General features: G+C 36.1%; 25 protein-coding genes. 2 read left to right on the forward strand and 23 right to left on the reverse strand.

All coding sequences use genetic code 11. From position 1 onward, the window contains the following. The 22 genes from DD829_RS15780 to DD829_RS15890 form a co-directional block, all read right to left on the reverse strand. Positions 1-422, reverse strand: a 422-nt coding sequence (locus DD829_RS15780) for a hypothetical protein (protein WP_228408220.1), incomplete at its 3' end; no start/stop codon positions are given. Between the two features lie 14 nt (positions 423-436). Beyond that, on the reverse strand, positions 437-832 hold the full coding sequence (locus DD829_RS15785; RefSeq protein ID WP_108411212.1) for an immunity 22 family protein: 396 nt from the start codon (positions 830-832) through the stop codon (positions 437-439). 58 nt (positions 833-890) lie between these two features. Further along, entirely contained in the window at positions 891-1,610 is a 720-nt protein-coding gene (locus tag DD829_RS15790; RefSeq protein WP_108411213.1) for a hypothetical protein, read from the reverse strand. Positions 1,611-1,633: 23 nt separating this feature from the next. After that, positions 1,634-1,948: a hypothetical protein gene (locus DD829_RS15795; RefSeq protein WP_123906893.1), complete on the reverse strand. Its 315-nt coding sequence runs from the start codon at positions 1,946-1,948 to the stop codon at positions 1,634-1,636. Positions 1,949-2,037: 89 nt separating this feature from the next. Then, a complete protein-coding gene (locus DD829_RS15800; RefSeq protein ID WP_108411215.1) occupies positions 2,038-2,595 on the reverse strand; it encodes a YdeI/OmpD-associated family protein in 558 nt (185 codons plus the stop codon). Between the two features lie 14 nt (positions 2,596-2,609). After that, positions 2,610-3,488 (reverse strand): hypothetical protein, encoded by an 879-nt coding sequence (locus DD829_RS15805; protein ID WP_108411216.1) that lies wholly within the window; start codon positions 3,486-3,488, stop codon positions 2,610-2,612. 166 nt (positions 3,489-3,654) lie between these two features. Then, a complete protein-coding gene (locus DD829_RS15810; protein WP_108411217.1) occupies positions 3,655-4,803 on the reverse strand; it encodes an FAD-dependent oxidoreductase in 1,149 nt (382 codons plus the stop codon). A gap of 23 nt (positions 4,804-4,826) precedes the next feature. After that, complete coding sequence (locus tag DD829_RS15815; RefSeq protein ID WP_108411218.1) at positions 4,827-5,588, reverse strand: helix-turn-helix domain-containing protein; 762 nt, start codon at positions 5,586-5,588, stop codon at positions 4,827-4,829. Continuing rightward, positions 5,581-6,249, reverse strand: a complete 669-nt coding sequence (locus DD829_RS15820) for a hypothetical protein (protein WP_108411219.1) — start codon at positions 6,247-6,249, stop codon at positions 5,581-5,583. The genes DD829_RS15815 and DD829_RS15820 overlap by 8 nt, the downstream gene beginning before the upstream one ends. 1 nt (position 6,250) lies before the next feature. Continuing rightward, positions 6,251-6,730 carry a hypothetical protein gene (locus DD829_RS15825; RefSeq protein ID WP_116547919.1) on the reverse strand — a complete coding sequence of 160 codons (480 nt, stop codon included), beginning with the start codon at positions 6,728-6,730 and terminating at the stop codon, positions 6,251-6,253. 2 nt (positions 6,731-6,732) lie between these two features. After that, positions 6,733-7,434 carry a hypothetical protein gene (locus DD829_RS15830; RefSeq protein ID WP_116547920.1) on the reverse strand — a complete coding sequence of 234 codons (702 nt, stop codon included), beginning with the start codon at positions 7,432-7,434 and terminating at the stop codon, positions 6,733-6,735. A gap of 98 nt (positions 7,435-7,532) precedes the next feature. After that, positions 7,533-8,204 carry a hypothetical protein gene (locus DD829_RS15835; RefSeq protein WP_108409243.1) on the reverse strand — a complete coding sequence of 224 codons (672 nt, stop codon included), beginning with the start codon at positions 8,202-8,204 and terminating at the stop codon, positions 7,533-7,535. 1 nt (position 8,205) lies between these two features. Beyond that, entirely contained in the window at positions 8,206-8,679 is a 474-nt protein-coding gene (locus tag DD829_RS15840) for a hypothetical protein (RefSeq protein WP_116547921.1), read from the reverse strand. Positions 8,680-8,696: 17 nt separating this feature from the next. Continuing rightward, complete coding sequence (locus DD829_RS15845; protein ID WP_108409971.1) at positions 8,697-9,335, reverse strand: zeta toxin family protein; 639 nt, start codon at positions 9,333-9,335, stop codon at positions 8,697-8,699. Continuing rightward, entirely contained in the window at positions 9,335-9,580 is a 246-nt protein-coding gene (locus DD829_RS15850; protein ID WP_108409970.1) for a hypothetical protein, read from the reverse strand. The genes DD829_RS15845 and DD829_RS15850 overlap by 1 nt, the downstream gene beginning before the upstream one ends. Before the next feature lie 19 nt (positions 9,581-9,599). Beyond that, positions 9,600-11,315, reverse strand: a complete 1,716-nt coding sequence (locus DD829_RS15855; RefSeq protein ID WP_108409969.1) for an ATP-binding protein — start codon at positions 11,313-11,315, stop codon at positions 9,600-9,602. 6 nt (positions 11,316-11,321) lie between these two features. Beyond that, on the reverse strand, positions 11,322-12,431 hold the full coding sequence (locus tag DD829_RS15860; RefSeq protein ID WP_076392091.1) for a histidine kinase: 1,110 nt from the start codon (positions 12,429-12,431) through the stop codon (positions 11,322-11,324). Positions 12,432-12,552: 121 nt separating this feature from the next. Continuing rightward, positions 12,553-13,638: a porin gene (locus tag DD829_RS15865; protein WP_108409968.1), complete on the reverse strand. Its 1,086-nt coding sequence runs from the start codon at positions 13,636-13,638 to the stop codon at positions 12,553-12,555. Positions 13,639-13,649: 11 nt separating this feature from the next. Further along, positions 13,650-14,198 carry a K(+)-transporting ATPase subunit C gene (gene kdpC, locus DD829_RS15870; RefSeq protein WP_108409967.1) on the reverse strand — a complete coding sequence of 183 codons (549 nt, stop codon included), beginning with the start codon at positions 14,196-14,198 and terminating at the stop codon, positions 13,650-13,652. A gap of 101 nt (positions 14,199-14,299) precedes the next feature. Beyond that, positions 14,300-16,339: a potassium-transporting ATPase subunit KdpB gene (gene kdpB, locus DD829_RS15875; protein ID WP_108409966.1), complete on the reverse strand. Its 2,040-nt coding sequence runs from the start codon at positions 16,337-16,339 to the stop codon at positions 14,300-14,302. A gap of 295 nt (positions 16,340-16,634) precedes the next feature. Beyond that, a complete protein-coding gene (gene kdpA, locus DD829_RS15880; protein WP_108409555.1) occupies positions 16,635-18,329 on the reverse strand; it encodes a potassium-transporting ATPase subunit KdpA in 1,695 nt (564 codons plus the stop codon). 684 nt (positions 18,330-19,013) lie between these two features. Continuing rightward, on the reverse strand, positions 19,014-20,339 hold the full coding sequence (locus DD829_RS15890; RefSeq protein WP_108409309.1) for a sigma-54-dependent transcriptional regulator: 1,326 nt from the start codon (positions 20,337-20,339) through the stop codon (positions 19,014-19,016). A 137-nt stretch (positions 20,340-20,476) separates the two neighbouring features. On the opposite strand from DD829_RS15890, the gene DD829_RS15895 reads away from it, so the two are divergent. Beyond that, complete coding sequence (locus DD829_RS15895) at positions 20,477-23,353, forward strand: M16 family metallopeptidase (protein ID WP_410493820.1); 2,877 nt, start codon at positions 20,477-20,479, stop codon at positions 23,351-23,353. Between the two features lie 31 nt (positions 23,354-23,384). Here the strand turns inward: DD829_RS15895 and DD829_RS15900 are convergent, their stop codons facing one another. After that, positions 23,385-25,523, reverse strand: a complete 2,139-nt coding sequence (locus DD829_RS15900) for a S46 family peptidase (RefSeq protein ID WP_108409307.1) — start codon at positions 25,521-25,523, stop codon at positions 23,385-23,387. Positions 25,524-25,824: 301 nt separating this feature from the next. Between DD829_RS15900 and DD829_RS15905 the strand changes: the two genes are divergently transcribed. Further along, entirely contained in the window at positions 25,825-26,268 is a 444-nt protein-coding gene (locus tag DD829_RS15905; protein WP_108409306.1) for a copper resistance protein NlpE, read from the forward strand. The last annotated feature ends 93 nt before the right edge of the window (positions 26,269-26,361 follow it).

Raw genomic sequence — 26,361 nt, forward strand, 5'->3', positions numbered from 1 at the left:
AAATTAATATATTCTTCATGACTGAAAATTTTAGAATCGATCAAATTTCCCTCTTGAATAGTTAGTATTTCATAAGATTCGTAAATACTTAGTTCAGGAAGCGAAGTTTTACCATCTAATTTATTTTTATATAAAACAATTAGCGTGTTAAGCCAGGTCAATTTATAATCTTGTGAATCTTGGAATAAACCATTTAGCAGTCTTTGTCTTTCTTTATCATCTTTTATATGAATGTCTTTTAAATAAATATTATTTTCCAGAATTTCAAATGTGGCAATGTATCCTCTCCAACAAGCAGAAAAGCTTCCTGCAGATTTTGGTTTTAGACTTTTATCTGCTCTTATTTTATATTCTAAAAGTTCATCATGAATAAGATGTCTTTCATTATTGTAAATTAAAGAATCTTTTATCTGAAGAGTCATAATGTAATTATATTTTACGCAGAATATTCAATTCCTCCGATGTAAACCAAAGAGAAAAAATCTGTTTCTACGGAAGTGGGTTTCGGAATCTGTTTATTCAGGAAAATAATGGAATTGATATCAAAATCAAGATTCAGTTCGTTGAGCCTGTTGATTAAAATCGGGAGCCATTGTTCGGCAAAAGAATAGTCTGCAAATTTTTCGTAAATGGTTCCGTTTCCGTTTTCATAGCCGTATTCTACAAAATCGTGATCCAGCCAGATGGTGTCCTGAGATTCTGCAAATTTTGAAATAAAAACATCATCAGAATCTTCTTCCATATAAAAATTTTCATCTTCTTCCACAAATTCATAAAAATCTTCCTCGCTTTTGAAATTTCCTACCCAAAAGTCTAATGTGTCTGTAGTCATTTGCTTTTCTAATTTTAAACGTAATAAAGATCAAAGGTAAAATAATATTTGGAGATTTTTAAAACAGATATTTAAGTATTTCGTTGGCAATGGCAGAATCTTTTTTGGGAATTTGGGTACAACGTGTCTGAAATTCATCCCGTGAAATTTCTTTTTCGGAGTATAAATAGTGTTCAAACCACACTTTTCCTTTCGATTTCACAAACTTTTTATCGAGAGCCGGAGCAATTATGTAACGGTATTCTGAATGACAGTTCAAACAGTTATTCTCGTAGAAAACAATTCCGGGAGGGGAACTTTTAGTCTTAAAATTTTCCATCTCAATAATTAATGGCTTCTTTCGGGCAGAATTGTTCACCTTTAATGTTTTAAAAATATCCAAAACCTGCTGAATATCTCCATTTTTATTTCTCATGTATAAACCCTGCGCAGAATCTGTTATGGGAATATAAACCGAAGCGAATCCTCCGTAATTATTTCGTGAAGTTTCAAAAACAGCTTCTGTACCGTCAATTGGAATTTGCATGAAAATATGATCTTTCAAAGGTTCTTTGTATATCTTCGGATTATAAGATCCGTATTCTATCCAGATGGTATCTTCATCTTTTGAAAGGTAAGCAATGTAAGAATCGATTCCTTGTAGTTTGGTAAATTTCCAGTCAGACGAATATTCAAAACCTATTTCACCAACATTGAATTTCTCAGTAAAAACAGTTTCTTTTTTAGCACAGAATATAAGCGTTAAAAGTATGAAAATAAATAAAAGGCGAGTAGTCATTTGTTCTTTATCTGAAAGTAAATTTAAGCATTATCTAAAGTGAAAATCATCATCATCAACATCGTTAAAAAATAATACAACAACGTCGAACTGAGAAATAAGATACAAAATATAACATTGAAAGTAAAATAGCCACGAATAATCGGAATGTTTTCCAAAAGACTGTTGATCCCGAAAAGCATTAAGAAATATCCGGGAACAGCAAAGTTAATCATCACCAGAAACAAGCAGTTTTCCAAGCCTTTATATTCAAAGAAATGTGGAGTAACAATAATGATATACAAACTTGCCAAAATGGTAATCATGAAAAGTACCGTTAAATATATTTTCAGCTTCATCTGCTTATTTTCCCTTCTGAAAAATAGAAAATAATGGAAATTTGAAATTCCCAGTAAGGCGGCAAAAAAGATTAAAGTTTCCCACATCTCTATAAAACTCTCTTTTCCAGTTCGCTTTCCCGAATTGTCTTCTCCAATCTCGACAGTCTTGTTTTTTCCTGTTTCGCGCTCATGATCCAGTGCAGCATTACTTTTTTATAAGAAGGAGCCTGATTGCTGAAAAATTCCCATGCTTTTTTATTGGCTTTAAATTGTTTTTCAAACTCAGGATCGAGGGTTGCAGGTTCTTTTTCGTGGGAATAGATCGCAGATTTTTCCTCTTTTCTCAGTTCAAAAGCTTTTCGTCCGGCTTCGGTCATTAATCCGGTTTTTGTAAGCTCTTCCACTTTTCTGATATTGACTGCGCTCCAGATGCTTGTTGGTTTTCTCGGCGTAAAACGGATGCTGTAACTTTCATCGTCAATCGATTTTCTCACCCCGTCGATCCAGCCGAAACACAAAGCCTGATCTACAGATTCCGACCACGTCATGGAAGGTTTTTTCGTTCCGACTTTCCAGAATCCCACCAACAATTCTTTTTCTGTGGTGTGATTTTTTTCGATCCAATTTCGGAAATCTTCTGGTGTTGGGAAAAATGTTGCAGTCATTTCTATTTTGAATTTTAATGTTCTTTCAATCCGTTTTCAGGTTGTTTATCTTCCAAAGCATCTGAAAGTTCTTTGAAAATTATTTTCGAATAATGTTTTCGGGCTTTTACAAACAACCTTATCGTAGAAATATCATCGGAAGTCTGCAATCCGTTGAAATGCAACATGGTTTGGTTTTCGCCAATGCTTCTCATCGCAAAATCTACATTTTTTAAGGTATCCTTATCAATTACAAATTTTTTGATTGTATAAAAATGAATGTCATCCTGTTTAAAAAACGGGTATCTCTTGTAAGTTGATTCCGACATTGGGTAAATGGTATCGAAAAAAATTTGATTTTCTTTTAATCTGTCTACAATTTCTTTCTGGGTCATAGCAACTCTAATTACACATTTCCTACAATTCAAATTGCCGTTGGAGTAGGTGTAAGAAAAACTTGGAGGAGGTGCAGTTGCCATTAGAACAAATCCGGTGGGAAATAAAATGAAAGCAGGATTTATTTTTTGAATTTTAAGAAGATTAAGACGGTTTATTTTTTTAATTAAATAATAAGAAACCGGCAGAAATACAATTACCAAAAGATCAGAATAATCTACAACTCTTGTAATGGGAATCAATGTAAACTTGTTATACATTTCAATTACTTTTCCGGAATATGGAGATTTCCAGAATGCAAACAACAGAGCACTTATCCAGACAGAATGGATTTTTAGTTTTGGAAAAATGTAGGTCAGGATCAACGGCAAAATAATAATTCCCACAATATCAGAAAGTTTTCCTGTGAACCAACTGGAAAAAATGGGCTTGAAAAAATGGTCGTTTAAAAATAAAATAACAACACAGAATATGAAAATATAATTGAGAATTAAATATTTATTTCTTAGTGGTTTCATCTTAATATTTGATTGAAAGCCGAATTTACAGAATTTCTGATAAAGTAAGCATTCGTGTTGGAGTTTAATTAGTTATTGTGGAGGTTTCGGGCGGAGCGAAGCTCCGCCCGAAACCCTTTTAACCTTAAGTTCGAAACCTAAAATTCAAAATCTCAAACCATAAAATTTACCCTCCCTGAAACATATTCAGAAGATTTTGAATAGCATTTTCAGAATGAAGCATTTCTGTACTGTTTAAGGTAATCTCTGTAATTTCCGAAGCCCGTTTCAGCATACTTTTCTCGTAATTTGAAAGAGCCGATTTTGCGTCTTTAAAGTCGTTGTCCGTAAGATTTTCTGCTAATTCAAAAGCATCCTGCATTGCCATATTCACGCCTTCTCCCGCATAAGGAGGCATCCTGTGAGCAGAATCACCCAGTAAAGTCAAATTCGTGGAAGTTTCCCATTTTTGATCAGGAGGGTAGTGGTATTGAGGGCGTGGAATAATAGATATTTCATCGCTCTCAAATAATTCGTGAAAATCTTTACTCCATAAAGAGAATTCTTTTTTGAACCAGTTAAAAACCTGTTCCTTATTATCTAAGTCAATTCCGGAATCTTTCACCCAGTTTTCATCGGTTTTGCAGCCTGTGTAGAACGTTAATGTTCCGTCTCCTTTTGTACTGAAAAGCAAAGACTGATGCAGATCCAAAGCAAAAATTTTTCCGCCATTCACCAGTTTCCATAACTTCGGAGCGTTAATTTCTGCGTTGTAAATATTTCCTTCCACCATGGTTACTCCTGAATAAACAGGCTTAATATCCGTAAGATAAGACCGGATTTTAGAATTCGCTCCATCGGCTCCGATAACAATATCTGCGTAATAAGACTTTCCGTTTTTAAAATGCAGTTTCCACCCCTCACTATCTTTTTCCATCGAAATAAACTGACTGTCCCAAACCACAGTTTCAGGCTTTAAAGAATCCAGTAAGATCTTTCTGAGCGGTGCTCTGTCGATTTCAGGACGGTCTTCTGCATAAGATTCTTCGGAAGCATGTTCATCCAGGAAAACATTCAGATCTTTATCTAAAATTTTTAATTTTCCTGCGCCCGGACGATAGTTGGCTTTAAATTCATCCATCAAACCCGCTCTTTGAAGAGCTTCCAAACCAGATTCCTCATGAAGATCCAATGTTGCGCCCTGAACTCTTACATCTCTATTTTCATCTCTTTCATATACTTTTACTTCGGCGTTCTTTAGTTGTAAAAGTCTTGCCAAGGTTAATCCTCCGGGACCACCGCCAACGATGGCAATTTTTTTGTTGTCTGTTACCATAATTTAAATTTTATGGGACAAAATTACTTCTTGGGCAGAACGGAAAATTGTATAAATCGGTCGTTTTTATTTTGGCTTAATTCTTTTGGCAGAAATCCTGAAAGTTTTTTAATCTCCCTAATAAAATGAGACTGGTCGGAAAAATTTTCTTCAGGAAATAATTTTCCTTCCTTAATTTGCTGAAATGAGGCTCTGAAACGGAGAATTCCACAATATGATTTTAAAGAAATGCCAAATTGCCGGTTAAAGTAACGGTTGATTTGTCTCTCACTCCAGATTACCTTTTCCGAAAGTTCTTTTACCGTTAATGAACCCTTTGACGAATAGATAAGATTAAATAATTTAAGTTTCCTTTCATCTGTTTTTTGCGTGGAAAGCTCTTTTTTTATTTGAATTGAAACCTTCTCACAGAATTTTTTAAAATCATTAAAATCCTCAATATTGAAATTCCAGAAATCGGCAGGAAGAATTTTTGCGCTATTTAATAATTCAGAAATGCTCTGATGCAAAATATATTCCGTTGCCAATAAATTGAAGCTGACCGCAAAAATCTTTGTTTTTTCAGTAATAATCACATGTTCAGGATGCGTTCCGATTCCCAGTAAAACGACATGAAGCGGTTCGGTTGGAGATTGCGAAAAGATCAGATCAATCCTTCCGTCCGGTAAAAGAATGACTTCTTTATGTTCCGAAGGGTTATCCAGCATCCAGAAGCTTTCCACAAAATCGGAAAGTGAAGATTCTGGTTTTTGGGATTGAAAAATCAGATTTACTATTTTATTCATCAATTCCGTAAATTAAGATTTTATCAATTTCAGGAATATTCAAGTTTTCTTTTTTATTAATTCTGATGAGCTGCTCAGCAAAATATTGAAGTTCTTTTTTTGCATTTTCAATTGCTGTTCTCAACGATTCTTTATCTACTTCAATTTGATCCTCCGAAACAGGATAAGCATAACTTTCCTGAGGTATCGAATGTAAAAAATCGAAAATGATCTTATGTTCCTGTATTTCAACTTTAGGAGATGGATGTCCTGTATAAAAATGATGATTCCCTTCGTCGGAAACAAGATCTTCCCATTCAGTAATGTGTTTAAGCCTTCCGCAACATTGTGGAAAATAGGTGTCTACATCATTAATCTTTAAAATGTAACCGCCGTCCATAGAACACACCAAATCATCAATTCCGCGATTTTCTTCAGTCTGCTGTATTTCAATTTCTCTGTAAATGATTTTCAACAGATCTGCATCAGAAATTTCACTTATTCTGTAAAAAGAAGAACTTTTAAAATAAGCTTTGAAACTTTCGGAAAAACCAGTCTTTAGATTTGCGGAAATATTATAATTTTCCCACTCATCAGAAAATTCCAAATAGGAACCGGAAGGCATTTCCAGATCCTCATCGTAATTTGAAACTTCTATAACAGGTATAAGTTCTATTTTCATATTAATAAAATCTGCGGCTTTTGCCTTCTAATGTTTTTTCTAAAATGGAAAGCTGTTCATCAGAAAGATTTTTCAGTATAATTTGACGGCTTCTGTTCATCAGATGATCCGGATAATAAACGAATTTAACACTTTTTGGATCAATTTTATATTCTCTGAGCAAAACAGCTCTTTTAGTATTTTTCCTGTTGGAATTTGAAAAAAATAAATTCGTAATCCGCCCCGGAATAAAACCGAAACTTTTCAGAAATAAAAAAATTGAATTATCGTTGATCAACAGATCAAATGTACCCAATTCCATTCCCCAACTGAGAAAGCCTTTGTCTGTAATTATTGTTCCGCTAATATTTTTAAGTTCAATTGAATTTTCCTGTCTGTAATTTTTAATAATATTTTTCTTCTGAATGAAATAATAGATACCGATAATAATTGCAGAAAAGATTGATGCAATAAAGAAATAATAAATAGGAACTTCAGGCATTTTCAGATATTATTATTATTATTATTATTATTATTATTATTATGATCAAGTTTAAGAAGATCTGATTGTAGTTTTTCAGAAATTATATTTTCATTAATTAAGTACTTTTTCATCATCTTTAAAAAACTTTTTGATTTTTTGAGAAATTCCTTTTCAAAATGCTCTTCACCGGTTTCTTTAAGATTAAAATATGCGCGATGAATGAAACGTCCTGAACCTTCATAATTTTTACTTGTAAATAAAGTTCCTACTAAAGAAAGGTATGAAACAAAATTATACTGAAGGTGATTTCTTTTCAGATAATCTGTTGGAAGATCGGCGAACAAATATGAAAACTGTTTAATAATACCAATTCCGTCAATTTGTTTTTCTCTTTCTATTACAAAATAATCGTCCGTGATTTCTCCCTTAAAATCAGCTTCTAAAACATAGTAACCTACAGGATCCCAATAACCGGCTTCAACATCCGATGAATCGTAAAAAATTATTTTGGTATCAATGGTACTTGTACAAAAATGATGGTGAATATTAAATTGATGTCCTCCAAAAAAAATTTTCATTTCCTCTTTCTTGTAACCTCTAAGAAAATCAGAGTCATTTTCATTTTCTCTATGAAATAATTTTTCAAAACTGTCGAATGCTTTTTCTTTAAGATTGTGCTTTTTACAAATTTCGGCTAACTGTAAAGCAATATTATTTTTCATCTGTTTTATTATTAGCTAAAAATAGTTTTTTTTCTTGTTTTGTGTTGTTGGTAAATGATTCCGGCGGAAGCGAAGCTTCCGCCGGAATCATTTTATATTTAATCATCAATCCTTCCATAAACAAATAGCTTATCAATTTCAGGAATATCAAGATTTTCAGTTTCGCTGATCTTTACAAGTCTCCGAGCGAAATCATACAGTTCTTTCTTCACATTTTCAACAGCAATCTTCAGCAAATCTTTATTTGCTTCAATCTGATTTTCCGAAACCGGAGGAGCATAACCTTCCTGAATTGGAGAATGCAAAAAATCGAAAATAATAGTATTTTCGGATTTTATGATTCTGGGTGACGGATGTCCCATGTAAAAAAACGAGTCTTCATCCAAAAACAGATTATTCCAATATTCAATATTTGATAAGTCGCCGCAACATTGTGGAAAATAGGTGTCTACATCATTAATCTTTAAAATGTAACCTCCAATCAAAGGAGAAATTAAATCTTCAATGGTAAGGTTATCATCATTCTCATCAGTCGTGATTTTATTTTGAATAATTTTCAGAAGATCAGAATCTGGAATTTCACTGATCCTGTACAATGAAGAGCCTTTAGAATACGATTGTAAATTTTCAGAAAAACCCGCATCTAAATTAGTGGCAATACGATAGTGTTCCCATTCTGTAGAGAACTCCCAATAGGGACCAGAAGGAGGCAACGGAATATCATTATCATAGTTAATGATTTCTATAACGGGGATAAGTTTTATTTTCATATTAATAAAATCTGCGGCTTTTGCCTTCTAATATTTTTTCTAAAATGGAAAGCTGTTCCGGATTAAGATTTTTCAAAGTTATTTTTTTCGATCCGAGTATGTGGTCGGGATAATAGACCAACACGGCATTTTTCTCATCAATTTTATGTTCTCTTAAAAGAATAGGATGTTGCGTATTTTTTCTGTTTTTATTTGAAAATAAAAGATTGATAACCTGTAAAGGGATAAAGCTGAAACTTAAAGCGAACAGAAAGATAGAATTTTCATTGATTAAAAGAGTAAAAGTACATAATTCCAATCTGTTCTTATTTCCGCTATCCGTAAATATTGTACCGTTTATATTTTTTATTTCAATAGAATCTGAATTTTTACAGGTTGTAAGAACTTTCTTTTTTTCAATGAAGAAGTAAATGGCTTTTCCAATGGCAAATAAGGAAAGTCCGATTATAAAAACCAGAAAAAAAATGTTATTCATTTTAAAAGAAATTAGAATCACTCAAAACTTTTATTTTCGATTAATAGCGAAATATTGGGAAGGTATTCTGTAAACCAATCAGGTAATTGTGATGAACTGATACATGATGAAATATTTCCGTTTTCAATTCTAGCTAAATGGATGTGTTCGATTCCGGAGGTATCGTAAATCTCAACAGAATCGAAAATTTTAAAGTAAATATCAAGTTTCTCTAAATTACCATAAAAATTTGTAGCCAATGTAAAAGGATCTACATGATGTCCTCCTTCTTTTGTTCTGTAAAGTACCCTCAACTCAGATAAATCGGTGTTGGTAAGTCCAAAAAAAATTAAATGGATTTTATAGCCTGCATTTTTAAACTTTTGCGGGATCGACCATGTTTCGTGATTGGTAAAATGACCCTCATAAGCAAAATCTAAGCTGTTGCCTAAAGATGTTTCTACGAGCTTATCAAAAGTATCTTCAACAATTTCCGCAGCTAATTTTGTACATTCTTTAGAAGATCGGATTCCTTTTTTCCAAAATTCACTTTTCTTCACCATTAATAATTTGTCGCCGTCAAAAATAGAATCACTTAGAGCGGCAGGAACATAATGAGGACCGAGTGATGATTTTCCTGCTCCGTTAGAGCCTGTTATAATATATAATTCAGGCATTAAAAATCAGAAAAATTTAATCTTTTTCGTAAATGATGAGCTTCGGATTTAGTTAATTCCCGAATAACAGAAAAATCTTTTTTATTCTCCTGAATAACAACCAGCTTTATACTGCCATCGGGATATTCAAGATAGCACTCATTTGTATTAACCTCATTTGTATTAATCATGAAAGGATGTCCGCTATGTAATTTTTGATTGCGAAGTTGTCGCACAATATTAGGAGATATCTTTGTTGATTTCATAATCAAATATACAAAAAAATTAACCCATCGGCAACACAAAATAAAAAGTACTTCCCTGATTTAAAGAACTTTTAACGCCGATTTCTCCGTTTTGTTTTTCGATGAAATTTTTGGAAATTGCGAGTCCTAAACCGGTTCCGTTCTGATGCTCTCCCGGAACCTGAAAATAGCGGTCGAAAATCTGTCGCTGGTATTTTTCTTCAATCCCTTTTCCGGTATCGGTAATGCTGAATTTAATTCCGGATGGTTCTTTTTCAACCAAAATCAGGATATTTTCATCCTGAAAAGAATGTTTAATGGCGTTGCTCAGAAAATTATTCATTACCCAGACTGTTTTATCAAAATCAGCCATTACAAAGTCCTTTTCATCCGTCAGAAACTGCGTTTGGATCGAAATATTTTTCTGTTCTGCCAGCTTTTCTACATTTTTTACAGCAGTCTGTACCATTTCTTTTGGAGCGCAGCTTTCGATGTTCAGGCGGATATTTCCGGTTTCCACTTGAGATAAATTCAGCAGTTCTCCCGTAATATCAAGCAGCCTTTGTCCGTCTTCGTTAATGCTTTTTAATAATTCTTTCTGCTGATCATTCAATTCCCCGAATTTTTGATTTTCCAAAAGCTGAACGCCCATTTTTATGGCAGAAATCGGCGTTTTTAATTCGTGCGAAATGGTTGCGATAAAGTTGGTTTTTGCAAAATCCAGTTCTTTAAAAGGAGTTATGTTTCTCAGCAGAATAACCTTTCCGATGTATTTTTTTTCCTTTTCTCCCGTCTTTGTAATATTGATCGGGATTACATCCTGCTCAAAATAATTTTCCTTATTGTCGGTTACAATTTTAATAGGATCTTTCTGCGGATGATTGATGTTTTTCAGAAGTTCCCTTATGAGATCATTGTTTACAGCCACTTCATGAACCGTTTTCCCGATAATTTCATCTTTATTGAGATTCGTGATTTTAAGAGCCTCATCATTAATCATATAAATAAAATGATTTTCGTCCAGACCGATTACAGCATCGTGCATATTATTCACGAGGGTTTCAATCCGTTTTTTATCCATAAGCTGTTCAGATAAAGTGCTGCTTTCATATTCCTGAAGCTTTTCCGCCATGATGTTGAAAGAATTCGCAAGATCGTTAAACTCTTCACTTCCCCGGAAATGAACCCTTTCGTTATAATTTTTATTCGCAATCTGCCGGATGCTGAACGTAAGCTGACTGATGGGTTCCGCAATCGTCTGAGGAAGATTAAAAACAAGCGTGATCGCAATTAAAAAACAGATGGTTCCGAGACAGGCGATCCAGAACGTCGCATTTTCTGCCGTAATGATGGCAATATCGCTTTTTCGCTCAATTCCTTTCATATTCAGAGACATGATTTTTACCAGATCTTCACGAATCAGCTTTTCCTTTTCCGGTGAAGGATCATGGATGTAGCTGTTGAAATGAAGATTAAGATTCTGGGTAGCTTCCTTCTCGCCGAATTCCGTTAAATTTCTTTCCTGAAGAAGATTATTTTTCTTAAAATCTTTAATGGCAACGGCGCTGTCGGTTTTCATTTTATCCAGAGCCAGAAGCATATTCTGGGAAAATTCCAGACTGTTGTAATTGGCGATAAGAATTTTTTCTGTATCAGATTTCAGTTTATTGATGTAAAAAGACCCGATAACCGATAGCAAAACAATCAGCACAAATAAAAGACCTACTCCGAGGGTGAGTTTCGTTTTTAGTTTCATTGCATTCTAAGATAAAATAATAATGTCGATCTGTCTTTCATTCAGTCGGTTCATTAAAGTGTAAATCCAGCTGTAGCCGAAAATTCTCTGCAAAAGATGAGCGTGCGGTTTTCCGATGCATACGGTTGTGATGTTATGCGCAATTACATAGTCCAGAATCCCTTTATGAATACTGCTTTCCTTCTGCCGGATCACTTTGGCTCCCAATTCCTGAGCTAAATTAAAATTATTAATCAGAAATCGCTGCTTGTTCAGGGCAATTTTTTCAGGATTTTCTGAAGGTTTCTGTATGTAAAGAACGGTCCACGGACTGTTGTAATAACTTGCCAGTCTTGCCGTTTTCCGGATGATATTTTTGGCTATTTTCTCGTTGCTGCTTATGCAGGCAAGAAATTTTATGGGTTTAAAATTCTCGGTTTTGATCTCCGTTTCTACCTTTCTTTCAACATGAGTTGCCACTTCTTTTAAAGCCAGTTCCCGAAGCTGCAAAATATGTCCGCTCTGAAAAAAATTGCTTAAAGCCGTTTGGATTTTCTCTTTTTTGTAAATTTTTCCTTCTTTCAGGCGCGTTAGAAGTTCGTCGGCGGTTAAATCGATGTTGACCACCTCATCCGCCAAAGCCAGAATTTTATCAGGAACCCGTTCCGAGACTTCTATTCCGGTGATCTTTTTTACTTCTTCATTCAGGCTTTCAATATGCTGAATATTCATCGCACTAATGACGTTGATTCCATTATCCAGAATTTCCAGAACATCCTGCCATCTTTTTTTATTTTTTGAACCTTCAATGTTCGTGTGAGCCAGTTCGTCCACCAAAACAACTTCGGGATGGGTATTAATAATGGTCTGAAGATCCATTTCCTCGAGATTTTTACCTTTATAAAAAGAAGACCGTCTCGGTATTTCTGGGATTCCGTCTGTTAAAGCGACAGTTTCTTCTCTTCCGTGGGTTTCGATGTAGCCAATTTTTACGTCAATTCCGTTTCGCAAAAGAGCATGCGCTTCCTGAAGCATACGGAAGGTTTTTCCTACACCCGCGCTCATTCCGATGTAGATTTTAAATTTCCCTTTTCTGGATTTCTGGATGAGTTCTAAAAAATCTTTTGCTGAAGACATTTTTTGACTTTTTTTTATAATGGATTTATTACTTACAAAACAGGTTTTAAAAACCTGTTAGGTTTCCCATCTTAGAATTACTAAACTTTTAAAACTAAATCTAAGTTGATGCAGTCTTTTCTCAGAACCAGGCTGCTAAACTGGTGGTGATGAAAAAATTTCCCTGTCTGAAATTGTCGTTTTTCACAAAAATGGCATCTTTGGAAGTAAATCCTCTTGCTTCCGTACGGAAAACCACGTTTTTCAGGATCTGATAATCGACATTCAGAGAATATCCGAAAGTCTGAAATCCATTAGGCGTTTCTGTAGCGATGATAACCCCGTTTTTATCACTGAAATATTCCACACGTCCCGCAAGACTCCATTGATTGTCAAACTGATACTTCATCAATACGTTTGGAGAATACCAAAGGTTGTAGCTTTCACTTCCTTTTTCTTTCTGTTCGGCTCCGACATCAAAACCTAATGTTGTTGAGAAATGATCCGTCAACTGAAAATTTCCGTACAGATCATGGAAGTAACGCATTCTTTTATCATCCTTCGGTTTATCGTTTCCTATAAACGAACTGCTGTTCAGTGTAATCTTATCATTGGGTTTAAAAGTAATCTGATGCCCGAAAGAAAGACTTTTATTTCCTTCAGCTTTTGCAATTCTCTGCCATCCGTTTAAAACAAGACCGCTCAGAAACCATTTTCCGTTATCCGAAGTATAAGAAACTTTAGCTCCGGTTTCGAAATAGGGAGAATTTTCTGCGGCGAGACTTCTGGTAAGATTAACGTTATCTTTCCCGATTGCGCTTTCCCAGCCAATGTGCGAAGGCATAATTCCCGCATCGATCCACAGATTTTTTGTTTTGGAAATTTTAATTCCGATATTCGCTTCATTTACATATTTCAGAGCGTCTTGTTCCGCAGCCAGATTATCCTGTGCATAAGTTCCCGCCATCAGAGCGAGATTGGCGCGCATTCTGTCGTTTTCATAGTTTGCTTTGATGAATCCTAAATTGAGGTTAACTTCATTGTGCCTGTTGTAGCTGTACAAAAAGTTCTGGCGGTTTCCTCCGGAAGGTTCATCGAAATCATAGGTGTAAAAAAGTTCAGCGTAAGCAGAGATTTTCAGCTTGGCATCGGTTTTTGCAGAGTCTGTGTTTTGTGCCTTCGGTAAGAAAAATCCTGCCAATAAGAATGCCGCAATATATTTTTTCATAAAATTTTACTTTATTTAAGCTGATCCAGAGCAATGTTAAGTTTCAATACATTTACTTTTGACGGACCGAAAATAGATGTTTCTGTTTGATTTTTGATAAGTTGTTCCAGTTTTTCTGAACTGATATTTCTGTTTTTTGCCACTCTTTTAACCTGATAAAGCGCACCTTCCGGAGAAATGTCCGGATCAAGTCCGCTTCCGCTTGCCGTTACCAATTCTACAGGTACTTTTGCGTTCTGCATTTCGGGATTCATCATTTTTAAAGTATCAATTCTTTTCTCTACGGTCTGAAGATATTCCTCATTACTTGGTCCTTTATTGCTTCCCGCACTTCCTGCCGCATTGTAATCTACCGCAGAAGGACGACCGTGAAAATACTTCGGAGACGTAAAATTCTGTCCGATATTGGCGTAAAATTTCTGTCCTTTAAAATTAATAATTTCTGCATTTCCCTGAGTCGGTAAAACTTTAGAACCTGCGTAAACAATTCCTAGATATATTCCGACAATTACAAGCATCACCAATGTAAGTCTGGATGCTGATAAAATATGATTTTTCATTTGAATTAAATTTTTGAGTTGAGTAGAAGGAAGATGGAAGAAGGATGACGGAAGTTAAAATATTACGTTCCATTTCCAGCTTCCAGCTTCAAACTTCCAGTCTAATAAAAAAGACTTATAACTAAATCGATGAGCTTTATTCCGAAAAACGGGGCAATAATTCCACCCAGTCCGTAGATCAAGAGATTTCTTCTCAATAATGCGCTGGCTCCGATCGGTTTATAAGCAACTCCTTTCAAAGCTAAAGGAATCAGGATCGGGATGATGATGGCGTTAAAAATAATCGCAGATAAAATCGCAGATTCAGGGCTGTGAAGATTCATAATATTCAGCTTCTGAAGCGCCGGAATAAACGTGATGAACAATGCCGGAATAATCGCAAAATACTTGGCAACATCATTCGCAATACTGAAAGTTGTTAACGTTCCGCGTGTCATCAGTAACTGTTTCCCGATTTCCACAATTTCAATAAGTTTCGTAGGATCATTATCTAAATCCACCATATTTCCTGCTTCTTTGGCTGCCTGTGTTCCGCTGTTCATTGCTACGCCCACATCGGCTTGTGCAAGTGCGGGAGCATCGTTGGTTCCGTCTCCCATCATGGCGACCAGTTTTCCTTCCTGCTGTTCTTTTTTAATGTAGTTCATCTTATCTTCCGGTTTTGCTTCGGCGATAAAATCGTCCACTCCGGCTTTCTCAGCGATAAATTTTGCCGTTAAAGGGTTGTCTCCGGTTACCATTACCGTTTTCACGCCCATCTTTCTTAACCTCTGAAAACGCTCCTGAATTCCGGTCTTGATGATATCCTGAAGCTCGATAACGCCCCAGACTTTTTCATTAACAGAAACCACCAAAGGAGTTCCTCCATTCTCGGAAATTCTGGTAACGGCTTCCTGTGTTTCGGAAGGGAAAATATTTCCCGCTTTTTCTGTCAGTTTTTTAATGGTGTCATATGCTCCCTTTCGGATTCTCGTGTTTTCAAAATCGATTCCTGAAGTTCGGGTTTCAGCCGTAAAATCGATATAAACCGGATTGGGAACAAGTAAATCTTCGGATTTTAACTGGCTTAATTCGATAATCGATTTTCCTTCGGGCGTTTCATCCGCAACGGAACTCAATGCCGAAGCTTTGATGAATTCATCAAGCTGAATTCCATTTGAAGGATGAAATTGGGTTGCCTTACGGTTTCCGATGGTAATGGTTCCTGTTTTATCTAAAAGCAGTACATCAATATCTCCCGCAGTTTCAACGGCTTTACCACTTTTGGTGATGACGTTGGCTCTCAAAGCTCTATCCATTCCCGCGATTCCGATTGCAGAAAGCAGACCGCCAATCGTTGTGGGAATCAAACAAACGAAAAGTGAGATAAATGCCGCAATGGTAATCGGTGTCTGCGCGTAGTCTGCAAAAGGTTTCAGGGTAACGGTTACGATAATAAAGGTAAGCGTAAAACCTGCTAAAAGTATGGTTAATGCGATTTCGTTGGGTGTTTTCTGTCGGGAAGCACCTTCCACAAGAGCAATCATTTTATCTAAGAAAGATTCTCCGGGTTTGGTGGTTACTTTTACTTTTATTCTGTCGGAAAGGACTTTTGTACCTCCTGTTACGGAACTTTTGTCTCCTCCTGCTTCACGGATAACGGGTGCGCTTTCTCCGGTGATGGCAGATTCGTCGATGGTTGCAAGACCTTCGATAATTTCTCCGTCCATCGGGATCTGGTCTCCGGCTTCGCAAAGGAAAATATCGCCCAGTTTCATTTCGGCAGATTTTTTCATCACGGTTTCTACCTGAAATCCCTGTTTGTTGTTTACGACAACTTTTGCGGGAGTTTCCTCACGGGTTTTTCGTAAAGTATCCGCTTGCGCTTTTCCTCTTGCTTCAGCAATGGCTTCGGCAAAATTGGCGAATAAAACCGTAAAAAATAAGATAACGAATACTAAAAAATTATAGCTGAAACTGCCTTGAGACTTGTCTCCGGTAAGGCTGAACAGGCTTACAATAAGCATGACAACCGTTCCGATCTCTACGAGAAACATGACAGGATTTTTAAACATGATTTTCGGATTCAGTTTTACGAAAGACTGTTTGATGGCTTCGTTTACCAAATCTTTTTGAAACAATGTCTGAGATTGATTTTTCATTTTGTTTTGAAAGTGTTATATCATTGGAAACCAAAATCAACCATTAAGGCAAATTAATATTAAAGAATAAAAATGGATAATATTAGTTGGGTATGGATGAAAATTGAGATTAGTTTTCTTTATATAATCTGCTTAATGGTTTGAATTGATTTTTGAATTAAATTTTTCTTTTTTTGAAGCATTAAGATTTATTTAAGAAGCGAAGTTTAATCAAGAAATTTTAAACTTAATAATTTGATAAGATTAATTTTTTTAACGTCTTAAATAAGTCTTAATGGTTCAATTATTTAATTTTTTATTTAGAAAAATACTGAAGCTGTTCTGCAATCGGACCTAACGTAAGGGCAGGGAAGAAGGACAGCGCTGCGATCAGAAGAATAACGGCTAATGTCATAAATCCGAAAGTGGCAGTATCTGTCTTCAGCGTTCCCGAACTTTCCGGGATGTATTTTTTCTGTGCCAATAATCCTGCAATGGCTACCGGACCGATAATCGGGATAAATCTCGATAATAAAAGCACAATTCCTGTGGAAATGTTCCACCATGGTGTGTTGTCTCCCAAACCTTCAAAGCCGGAACCGTTGTTTGCGGATGATGAGGTAAATTCATACAGCATTTCACTAAAGCCATGGAAACCGGGATTATTCAGCGTTTTGGCTCCGAATTCAGGCAGATAAGCTGTTAAAGCTGTTCCTACCAAGATCAGAAAAGGATGGAATAAAGCCACAATCATCGCGATCTTCATTTCTTTAGCTTCAATTTTTTTGCCTAAAAATTCAGGCGTTCTTCCCACCATTAATCCGCTGATGAATACTGCTAGAATAATGAAAATGAAATAGTTGAGAATTCCGACTCCGCATCCGCCGTAGAAACAGTTGATCATCATGGCAAGAAGTTCATTCATTCCCGAAAGCGGCATCGTACTGTCATGCATCGCGTTTACAGATCCTGTTGAAATAACGGTTGTAGCAATGCTCCAGTAGGCTGAAGCAGCACTTCCGAAACGTATTTCTTTACCTTCCATCGCTCCAAGATGAGAATCAGCTCCCATTTGGGTAATCAGAGGGTTCCCGTTGGTTTCGTTAATAACATTTGGAATGGTTAAAGCCAGAAAACCAATTGTCATGACGGCAAAAATCGTCCAGGAAAGTTTTCTTTTCTTCAGATAAAATCCTAAAGCAAAAACCAGTGCAAAAGGAATAATCATCTGAACAATCATTTCCGTCATATTGGTCGTATAATTCGGGTTTTCTAACGGATGCGCTGAGTTGGCTCCGAAAAATCCGCCTCCGTTTGTTCCCAGATGTTTGATGGCAACAAAAGCCGAAACCGGACCTCGTGAAACGTCCATTTTGGCTCCTTCCAGAGTGGTAATATGGTCTTTTCCTTCAAAAGTCATCGGACTTCCGTTGGAAGAAAGAATGAAAGCAACCACAATGCTTAAAGGCAATAAAATACGGATCACAGATTTGGTGAAGAAATCGTAAAAATTCCCCAGTTCTGTTGTCGTTTTATCTCTGAAAGCTTTGAATAGAACTGCCATTGCAGCCATTCCTGTCGCAGCAGAGACAAACTGCAAAAACATTAAATACAACTGACTGAAATAGCTAACTCCCGTTTCTCCGGAATAGTGCTGCAAATTACAGTTGACTAAAAAAGAGATAGCGGTATTGAAGGCTAAATCCGGCGACATATCCGGATTTCCGTCCGGATTCAAAGGGAGCCAGGATTGATTCAGTAAGATAAAAAAGGCAAGAATAAACCATACAAAATTGATGGTTAACATCGCAAACATATTCTGTTTCCAGGTCATTTGACGGTTCGGATTGATGCCTGAGATTTTATAGATCAGATTTTCAGCGGGCTGAAAAATTTTATCTAAAAAGGTTTTTTTGTAGCCGTATACATTAGCAATATATTTTCCGAGAAAAATACCAATCACTAAGGTAATCGTGAACATGGCAATAATGCCTAAAATTTCTGTGTTCATTATTTTTGGTTAAAATTTTTCAGGTTTTATTAATACATAGCAGATGTACACAAAGGCGATAACGGATAGGAAAAATAAGCTCCACATAATTTTTATATTTTATCAAAAAATTCAACGGATTTGTAAGAGATCCAGAATAATAAGGCGCTGAGAAGAATTAAAACTATCAACATCATACGGCAACAATTAAGGTTAATAAAGTAAATACTACGTAAGATACCATCAGCAGACTCAGTTTTGAGCGCTCCCGTTCTCTGAACGTTTTTCTTGAAATTGTCATTTTATAAATATTTTATTCAGACTGACAATGCCAAAAGAAGTTCCATTGTTGTTTAGATTAATTTAATTAATTGAAAATGAGTGTTTTGGTTATATTTCATCATGTGCCAAAAAACAGAAAAACCTATCAAAATGATAGGCTCGTTATTAAAATGATAGGTTTTATTTTTTTAACCAATTAAGTTCTTTCTTAAAAAAAACAGACTAAAACTATGTTCCTTTATATTTTTGAAGGCATTTTTTAGCTTAAAGCGAAGCTTCTCTTATATAATCTTAACTTCTAAACTAAAACTTAATGGTTTAATTCTTAATGTATTTAAAATTAGTTATAATTAAATGATAATCAATTATTTATTGTTTCAAATAAAATGCTCCAGTATCTACAGCGTGGATTTTAATTAACATTTATCTCAAATGATATTCTTCCAGTTTGCGGTATAAGGTAGCAATCCCGATTTCCAGTAATCTCGCTGCTTCTGCCTTGTTTCCTTTGGTGTATTGAAGCACTTTCTGAATATGCTCCTTTTCCAGAGATTTCATGCTGAAAGAATCGTTTTCAGAAGAAACTTTTTCAGAGTAACGAGGAAGACTTTCTGCATCAAGGATATGGTCGTTCATTAGGATTAAGCTCCTTTCTACGGTATTTCGCAGTTCCCGTATGTTTCCTTTCCAGTCGTTTTTTTCCAATGTTTTATAATATTCCGGAGAGATTTCAATATTGGAGATATGAAGTTTTTGAGAAAAAACATTCACAAAATTTTTAGCCAGAGCTTTCAGATCCTCTTTTCTCTCGCGAAGTGACGGAAGCCTGATTTCAAAGATATTCAGCCGGAAATAAAGATCCTCACGGAAGTTTCCCTGCTTTATTTCTTCCTCCAGATCACGGTTTGTTGCTGCAATCAGTCGGAAATCCGATCTTGAAACCTTCGTTTCTCCCATTTTGATAAACTCTTTGGTTTCCAGTACACGAAGCAGTTTTGCCTGAAGCTCAATCGGCATTTCTCCGATTTCATCCAGAAATAAAGTTCCGCCATTGGCTTCTTCTACCAGTCCTTTTTTATCTTTTACTGCTCCTGTAAAAGCTCCGGCTTTATGCCCGAAAAGTTCGCTTTCCAGAATTTCTTTGCTGAAAGCTGAACAATTGATGGCGACAAAATTATTTTTCTTTCTGTCGCTGCCTTCATGAATGGCATTCGCAAAAACTTCCTTTCCGGTTCCGGTTTCGCCTGTCAGAAGAACGGTTGCATCCGTTAATGCTACTTTTTCTGCCAGTTTTTTTGCCTGAATAATGGACGGTGAATTTCCGATAATTGTTTCAAAACCTTTTGAAGAAGAACTCTTCTGAATGATTTTCGACCTGTTATCTTTTGCTTTTTCCAGAGATTTATAAACTAGCGGAATAATTTTATCATTATCATCACCTTTCACCAGATAGTCGTAAGCTCCATTTTTCATTGCCTGAACTGCGTCCGTAATATTTCCGAAAGCCGTCATCAGAATAATTTCCAGATGAGGATATTTTGTTTTGATGGATTTTACTAAATCTACTCCGAAAGCATCGGGAAGCCGAACATCGCTTAGCACGACATCAAATTCATACTGTTCTAGCATCGTCATCGCAGAACGTGCGGTGGAAGCTTCTTTTACGTTAAAATTTTCTTGGGAAAGGATCATTCCTAATAGTTTCAGGAGCTTGATCTCGTCATCGATGATGAGGATGTTTCCTTGCATGGTGTTGTAATTTGGAAAACTGATGCAAACTTAAATATAAAATGCGAATCTTAATCATAGATTTTAATATTTATAAAATGGAAGGATTCTTTTTTGATTGCTTACATTTGTATTCATTCTATTTTTAAGGGTGAAAAATGAAGTTTATGATTGATAAAAAATTCAGGGAAGAAATTCATACAGATAAAAATAACTACGAATATATCACGGTTTCCAATGACGAAAATGGAGTAAGAATTTACACTTTAAAAAATGGTTTAAAGGTTTTTCTTGCCCAAAATTCCGATGCTCCGAGAATCCAGACCTATATTCCTGTGAGAACCGGAAGCAATAACGATCCTTCTGATAATACAGGTTTGGCGCATTATCTGGAACACATGATGTTTAAAGGAACCTCTAAATTAGGAACTCAAAACTGGGAAAAGGAAAGTGAATTATTAGATCAGATTTCAGATTTATACGAACAGCATAAAGCTGAAAATGATCCTGAAAAAAAGAAAGAAATTTACCGCAAAATAGATGAAGTTTCTCAGGAAGCCAGTCAGTATGCCATTGCGAATGAATATGATAAGGCAATTTCTTCTTTAGGTGCAAGCGGAACCAACGCGCATACATGGTTTGATGAAACGGTTTACAAAAATAATGTTCCGAACAATGAGCTTGAAAAATGGCTTAAAATAGAGAAAGAACGTTTTTCTGAACTGGCTCTAAGGCTTTTTCATACCGAACTGGAATCTGTTTATGAAGAATTCAACAGAGCACAGGACAACGATTCGCGTCTGGTGAATTATGAACTGATGGACGCTCTTTTTCCTACGCATCCAAACGGACAGCAAACGACTTTAGGGAAGGCAGAACACCTGAAAAATCCTTCCATGAAGGCGATTCATAAATATTTTGATGAATATTATGTTCCGAACAATTATGCTATGGTTTTGGTGGGAGATCTTGATTTTGAAGAGACGATTCAGCTTGTTGACCAATATTTCGGAACTATTCCTTACAGAGAACTTCCAAAAAAAACGCCCATTATCGAAAAACCGATTACGGAAATTATAAAACGAACGGTAAAAAGTCCCACAACGCCGAGAGTACAATTGGCATGGAGAACGGAAAGTTACGGCACAAAAGAAGCGATGTTGGCGGATGTGGTGGTAAATATTCTGAGCAACAGGGGAGAAGCAGGACTGCTGGATCTGAATATCAATCAGACCCAGAAATTATTGTGGGGACAGGCGTATTCAGTAGGTCTGAAACAGTACGGATATTTTTCCATCGTTGCCGTTCCAAAGGAATCGCAGACTTTGGATGAAGCCAGAGATTTGGTTCTCGAGCAGATCGAACTGGTTAAAAAAGGAGAATTTCCGGACTGGATGCTTCCTGCCATCATCAATGATTTTAAAATTCAGAGGATGAAAGCGCTGGAAACCGCAGACGGATTGGCAACAAACCTTTATGATACGTACATCAAAGGAAGAACCTGGGAACAGGAACTGAATGAAATGGATCAATATGAAAAACTGACGAAAGAAGAGGTTATCGCCTTTGCCAATGAGTTTTTCAGAGATAATTATGTGATCGTTTACAAAGAAAAAGGGGTAAACGAAAAATTGATCCGCGTAGAAAATCCGGGAATTACTCCTGTGAAAATAAACCGTGAAGCCCAGTCTGAGTTTTTACAGCAGATTCTGGAAGAAAAAACAGAAGATATTCAGCCGGAATTTGTGGATTATGAAAAGGAAATTCAGAAGGATATCGTGAAAGGTAAAACCATAAGTTTCGTTAAAAATAAATACAACGATATTGCGCAGGTTCATTTTATTTTCCCTTTCGGAAGCGATCATGACCGCGATATTGCGATTTCGACACAGGTTCTTCAGTATCTGGGAACTGAAAAATTCTCTCCGGAAGATCTGAAAAAAGAATTCTTCAAAATCGGCGTTACCAATGATTTTAAAACCACCAACGATCAGCTTATTATTTCGCTGAACGGTCTGGAAGAAAACATTGAAAAAGGAATAGATCTTCTGCAGCATTGGCTGTATGAAGTAAAACCGGATCAGGAAATTTACAGACAGTTTACAGAAACTATTCTGGAAAACCGTGCTGCGATGAAGAAAGATAAGGGTAGAATTATGACGGCTCTTACCAATTACACCAAAATGGGACCTTTTTCACGGTTCACAGATGTTATTTCGAAAGAAGAGCTTGAAAGCAGCAATGTGGAAGTTTTTACAGACCGTACGAAGAAGCTATTTAAATATCCGTATCAGATATTTTTTTATGGAAGGAATTTTGAAAATTTCACTTCCTACATCGGAAAATATACTGAAAATGAAAGTTTTGTAATTCCGGAGCCTAAAAACTATCCGGAACCGGAAACCGATGGAAATGTATATTTTACAGATTATGACATGGTTCAGATGGAAATGAGCAAAGTAGGAAGAGGTCGCAATGTAAACACGGAAAATTTTGGTAAAATCAATGTTTTTAATGAATATTTCGGACGAGGTTTGTCATCCATTGTTTTTCAGGAGATTCGCGAAAGCAAAAGTTTAGCGTATTCTGCATACGTTTCTTACGCTGCCAATTCAGAGCTGGATCATCCGGATTACATTACCACCTACATCGGAACGCAGCCAGACAAATTGCAGATTGCGGTGGATACAATGACTGAACTAATGACTGAGCTTCCTGAAGTGAAGGTACAGTTTGAAAATGCAAAAAATTCTGCTTTGAAACAGATTGCTTCGCAACGGGTAACAAGAACGAATATTTTCTTCAATACGTTAAGATTAAGAAAACTGAATATTCATCATGATTTCAGGAAAGATATCTATCACCAGATTGAAAGCCTGAAATTTGAACATCTGAAAGATTTTTACGATCATTACATAAAATCCGTTCACTTCAACACCGCCATTATCGGGAAAAAAGAAAACCTGAACAGGGAAGCGGTTGATAAGATGGGAACCTTCAGGGAAGTGAGTTTAAAAGATATTTTCGGACATTAAAAAAGAGGCTTTTTTCAAGCCTCTTTTTAATTTATTTTACAATCTTCATCTCATCAATCAGCCATTTGGAATCTGCAAATTTATCAATAATGAAAAGAATATACTTTGTATCCACCATGATATTTCTGCTGAAACGAGGGTCATAATTAATGTCGCTCATTGTTCCTTCCCATTGTCTGTCGAAATTCAGTCCTACCAGATTTCCGTTGGCATCAAGAGCCGGACTTCCGGAGTTTCCTCCCGTTGTGTGGTTGGTTGCTGTAAATCCTACAGGAACATCGCCGGTTTTATCTTTGTACACTCCGAAATCTTTTTTGCTGTAAAGATCAATCAGCTTTTTCGGAACGTCAAATTCATAATCTCCCGGAACATATTTTTCCATTACTCCCGCCAAATGCGTCTGATAATTGTAAGAAACAGCATCTCTCGGAGAAGAACCTTTCACTTTTCCGTACGTTACACGGAGCGTAGAGTTCGCATCAGGGAAGAATTTTCGGTCTTTATCCGTTGCCATTTGCTGCGCCATGTAAGTCTTCTGTAAAGCATCAATTTTCGTCTGCATCGACGTAAACTGAGGATCAGCTTTGATGATGTAGGTGTCTCTCATGGATAAATAAGTCTGATAAACAGGATCTTTTTTCAATGTTTTGATCAGTTTGTCCTGATTGGAGAATGCCTTGTCGATATCTTTGCTCAGAGAAGCTCCGTTTACTTCAGTTCTTCCTGTGATGATGGAGTTTTTAGAATCTTCTTCAACGGTCTGAAGATTTTGTGCTTCATTTTTATATTTTTCAAATCCTGCAGGTAAAAATTCCGGAGCCGTTTTATTGGCATAAAGAGCCAGTAATTTTGCCGTAACTTTTGCATCAAGTTCTGCATTGTAATCTTTGTAGAAAGAGGTCAGTCTGTTTTTAAAGGAAGTTGTCCCTTTTTCGTCCATTCTTCCGGCTTCTATCGCAGTAATGTAGTTGTAGAAAAGATTGGCAAGCATTAAAGTTTCTGCATTTCTGATGGTTTCAGAATAATATGCGTTGTTTAATGCATAAGGAGCCTGATCGTTGTACAGTTTGTTCAGCTGATCTAAAGTCGTTTTAATGTCTTTGTTTTTAGCGATCAGAGAATTTTCATACTGTACTTTTTTCTCTACCGCGTTAGATTTTTTCAGACCTTCTACTTCGCCGATCCATTTTTTCCAGTAATTGGCTACCGAAGCGTATTTTGAAGCATACTGAATTCTTGTGGCATCATCGGTACGCATTTTTTCGTCCAGTGTTTTCAAAGCAACATCTCTCACTGCAATTCTCGCAGGATCGGTGTCTTTCATGATTTTTTCAACCGCAATCGCAGGAAGATATTCTGTGGTTCTTCCCGGAAATCCGAATACAAACGTGAAATCATTCTCGTTTTTATCTTTAATGGAAACCGGAAGATAATGTTTCGGAACATAAGGAACGTTGTCTTTAGAATATTCCGCTGGTTTGTTATTTTTATCAGCATAAATTCTGAACATGGAGAAATCTCCTGTATGTCTTGGCCAAACCCAGTTGTCTGTATCTGAACCGAATTTTCCGATGCTTTGAGGCGGCGCTCCTACCAAACGGATATCTTTGAATGTTTCGATAGTGAAAGCGTAGAATTTATTCCCATAATACATGGATCTTACAGAAATCGACTGATAAGGTTCTGTTTTCTGAGAATTTTTGTAAATCTCAATATTTTTGGCAATCTGTTTAGAAAGGTCAGGTTCCTGAAGTTTATCCGTACCTTCTAAAATCTGAGAAGTCACTTCTTTGATATCAACAATAAAGTCTACCGTTACTCCCGGGTTCGGAAGTTCTCCCTGAGGATTTTTTGCCCAGAACCCATTCGATAAAAGGTCATTCTGTACCGTAGAGTGAGACTGAATCTGTCCGTATCCACAGTGATGGTTGGTAAGCAATAACCCTTTTGGCGAGATAATTTCCGCGGTACAGCCTCCGTTGAACTGTACTACCGCATCTTTTATGCTTGCTTTTTGCGGATTGAAAATGTCTTTTGCAGAGATTTTCATTCCCAAATCTTTCATTTCCTTTTCATTAAGCTCCGTTGGAATCCACATTCCGCCGTATTGCTGTGCAAACGTCATTACAGCCGGCAAAAGAAATACAGATAGAAGTATCTTTTTTGTCATAATCAAAATTTTGCCCCAATTTACAAAGAAAAAGGGAGATTTGGATTAAAATTGGCTGATAGTTGATTGTTTTTTTAGAGGCTGTTCAAATTTAATATTTTATGATTCTTTTATTTTTAAAAGCAAAATTTTAATTCAGCATAACGATTATTCTAGAAAAGTAAAAACAAATAAAATTTTTGTATCAAGATTGATGATAAGGTTTAATCTTTAATCATTTCGATCTATCAACCATCAACAAGAAACTATCAGGCGGCTTAATTTTTGCTGCTGAAAAAGCATTCACAATCAATCAATTATTATGAAAAAAACAATTCAGATTCTGGGAATCGCTCTTGTATCGCTTGTGGTTTCCTGTACCCAAAAAGACAAAAATCCTGAAGTGAACCCTAAAACAGATCCGATGGCAATTCAGGCTCCGGTGGACAGTACCAAAACAAATTCCGTTGCGGGTGCTGATAATTCAGAAAATTCTTTGGACTGGGACGGAACGTATGAAGCCACAGTTCCATGCGCAGACTGCCCCGGAATTAAAACGACACTTGTTCTAAATAAGGACAAAACTTTTAAAATCACAGAAGAATATCTCGAAAGAAATTCTAAAAATGAAGATACAGGCACGTTTACATGGGATTCTTCCGGAAGCATCATTACCTTAAACGGAAAAACTTCAAAATACAAATATAAAGTTGGGGAAAATACACTTACACAGCTTGATATCGAAGGAACACCGATTGACGGCTAGTCATGGTCGGAAGATTTTTTTTATTATTTTGAATAATGTTTTTTTTAATTTAACTATTTGATTTCCAATTAATTGTATTTCTGTTTTGGTTTT

Origin of the sequence: Chryseobacterium sp. HMWF035, from assembly GCF_003094695.1 — a bacterium.
Taxonomy (GTDB): domain Bacteria; phylum Bacteroidota; class Bacteroidia; order Flavobacteriales; family Weeksellaceae; genus Chryseobacterium; species Chryseobacterium gambrini.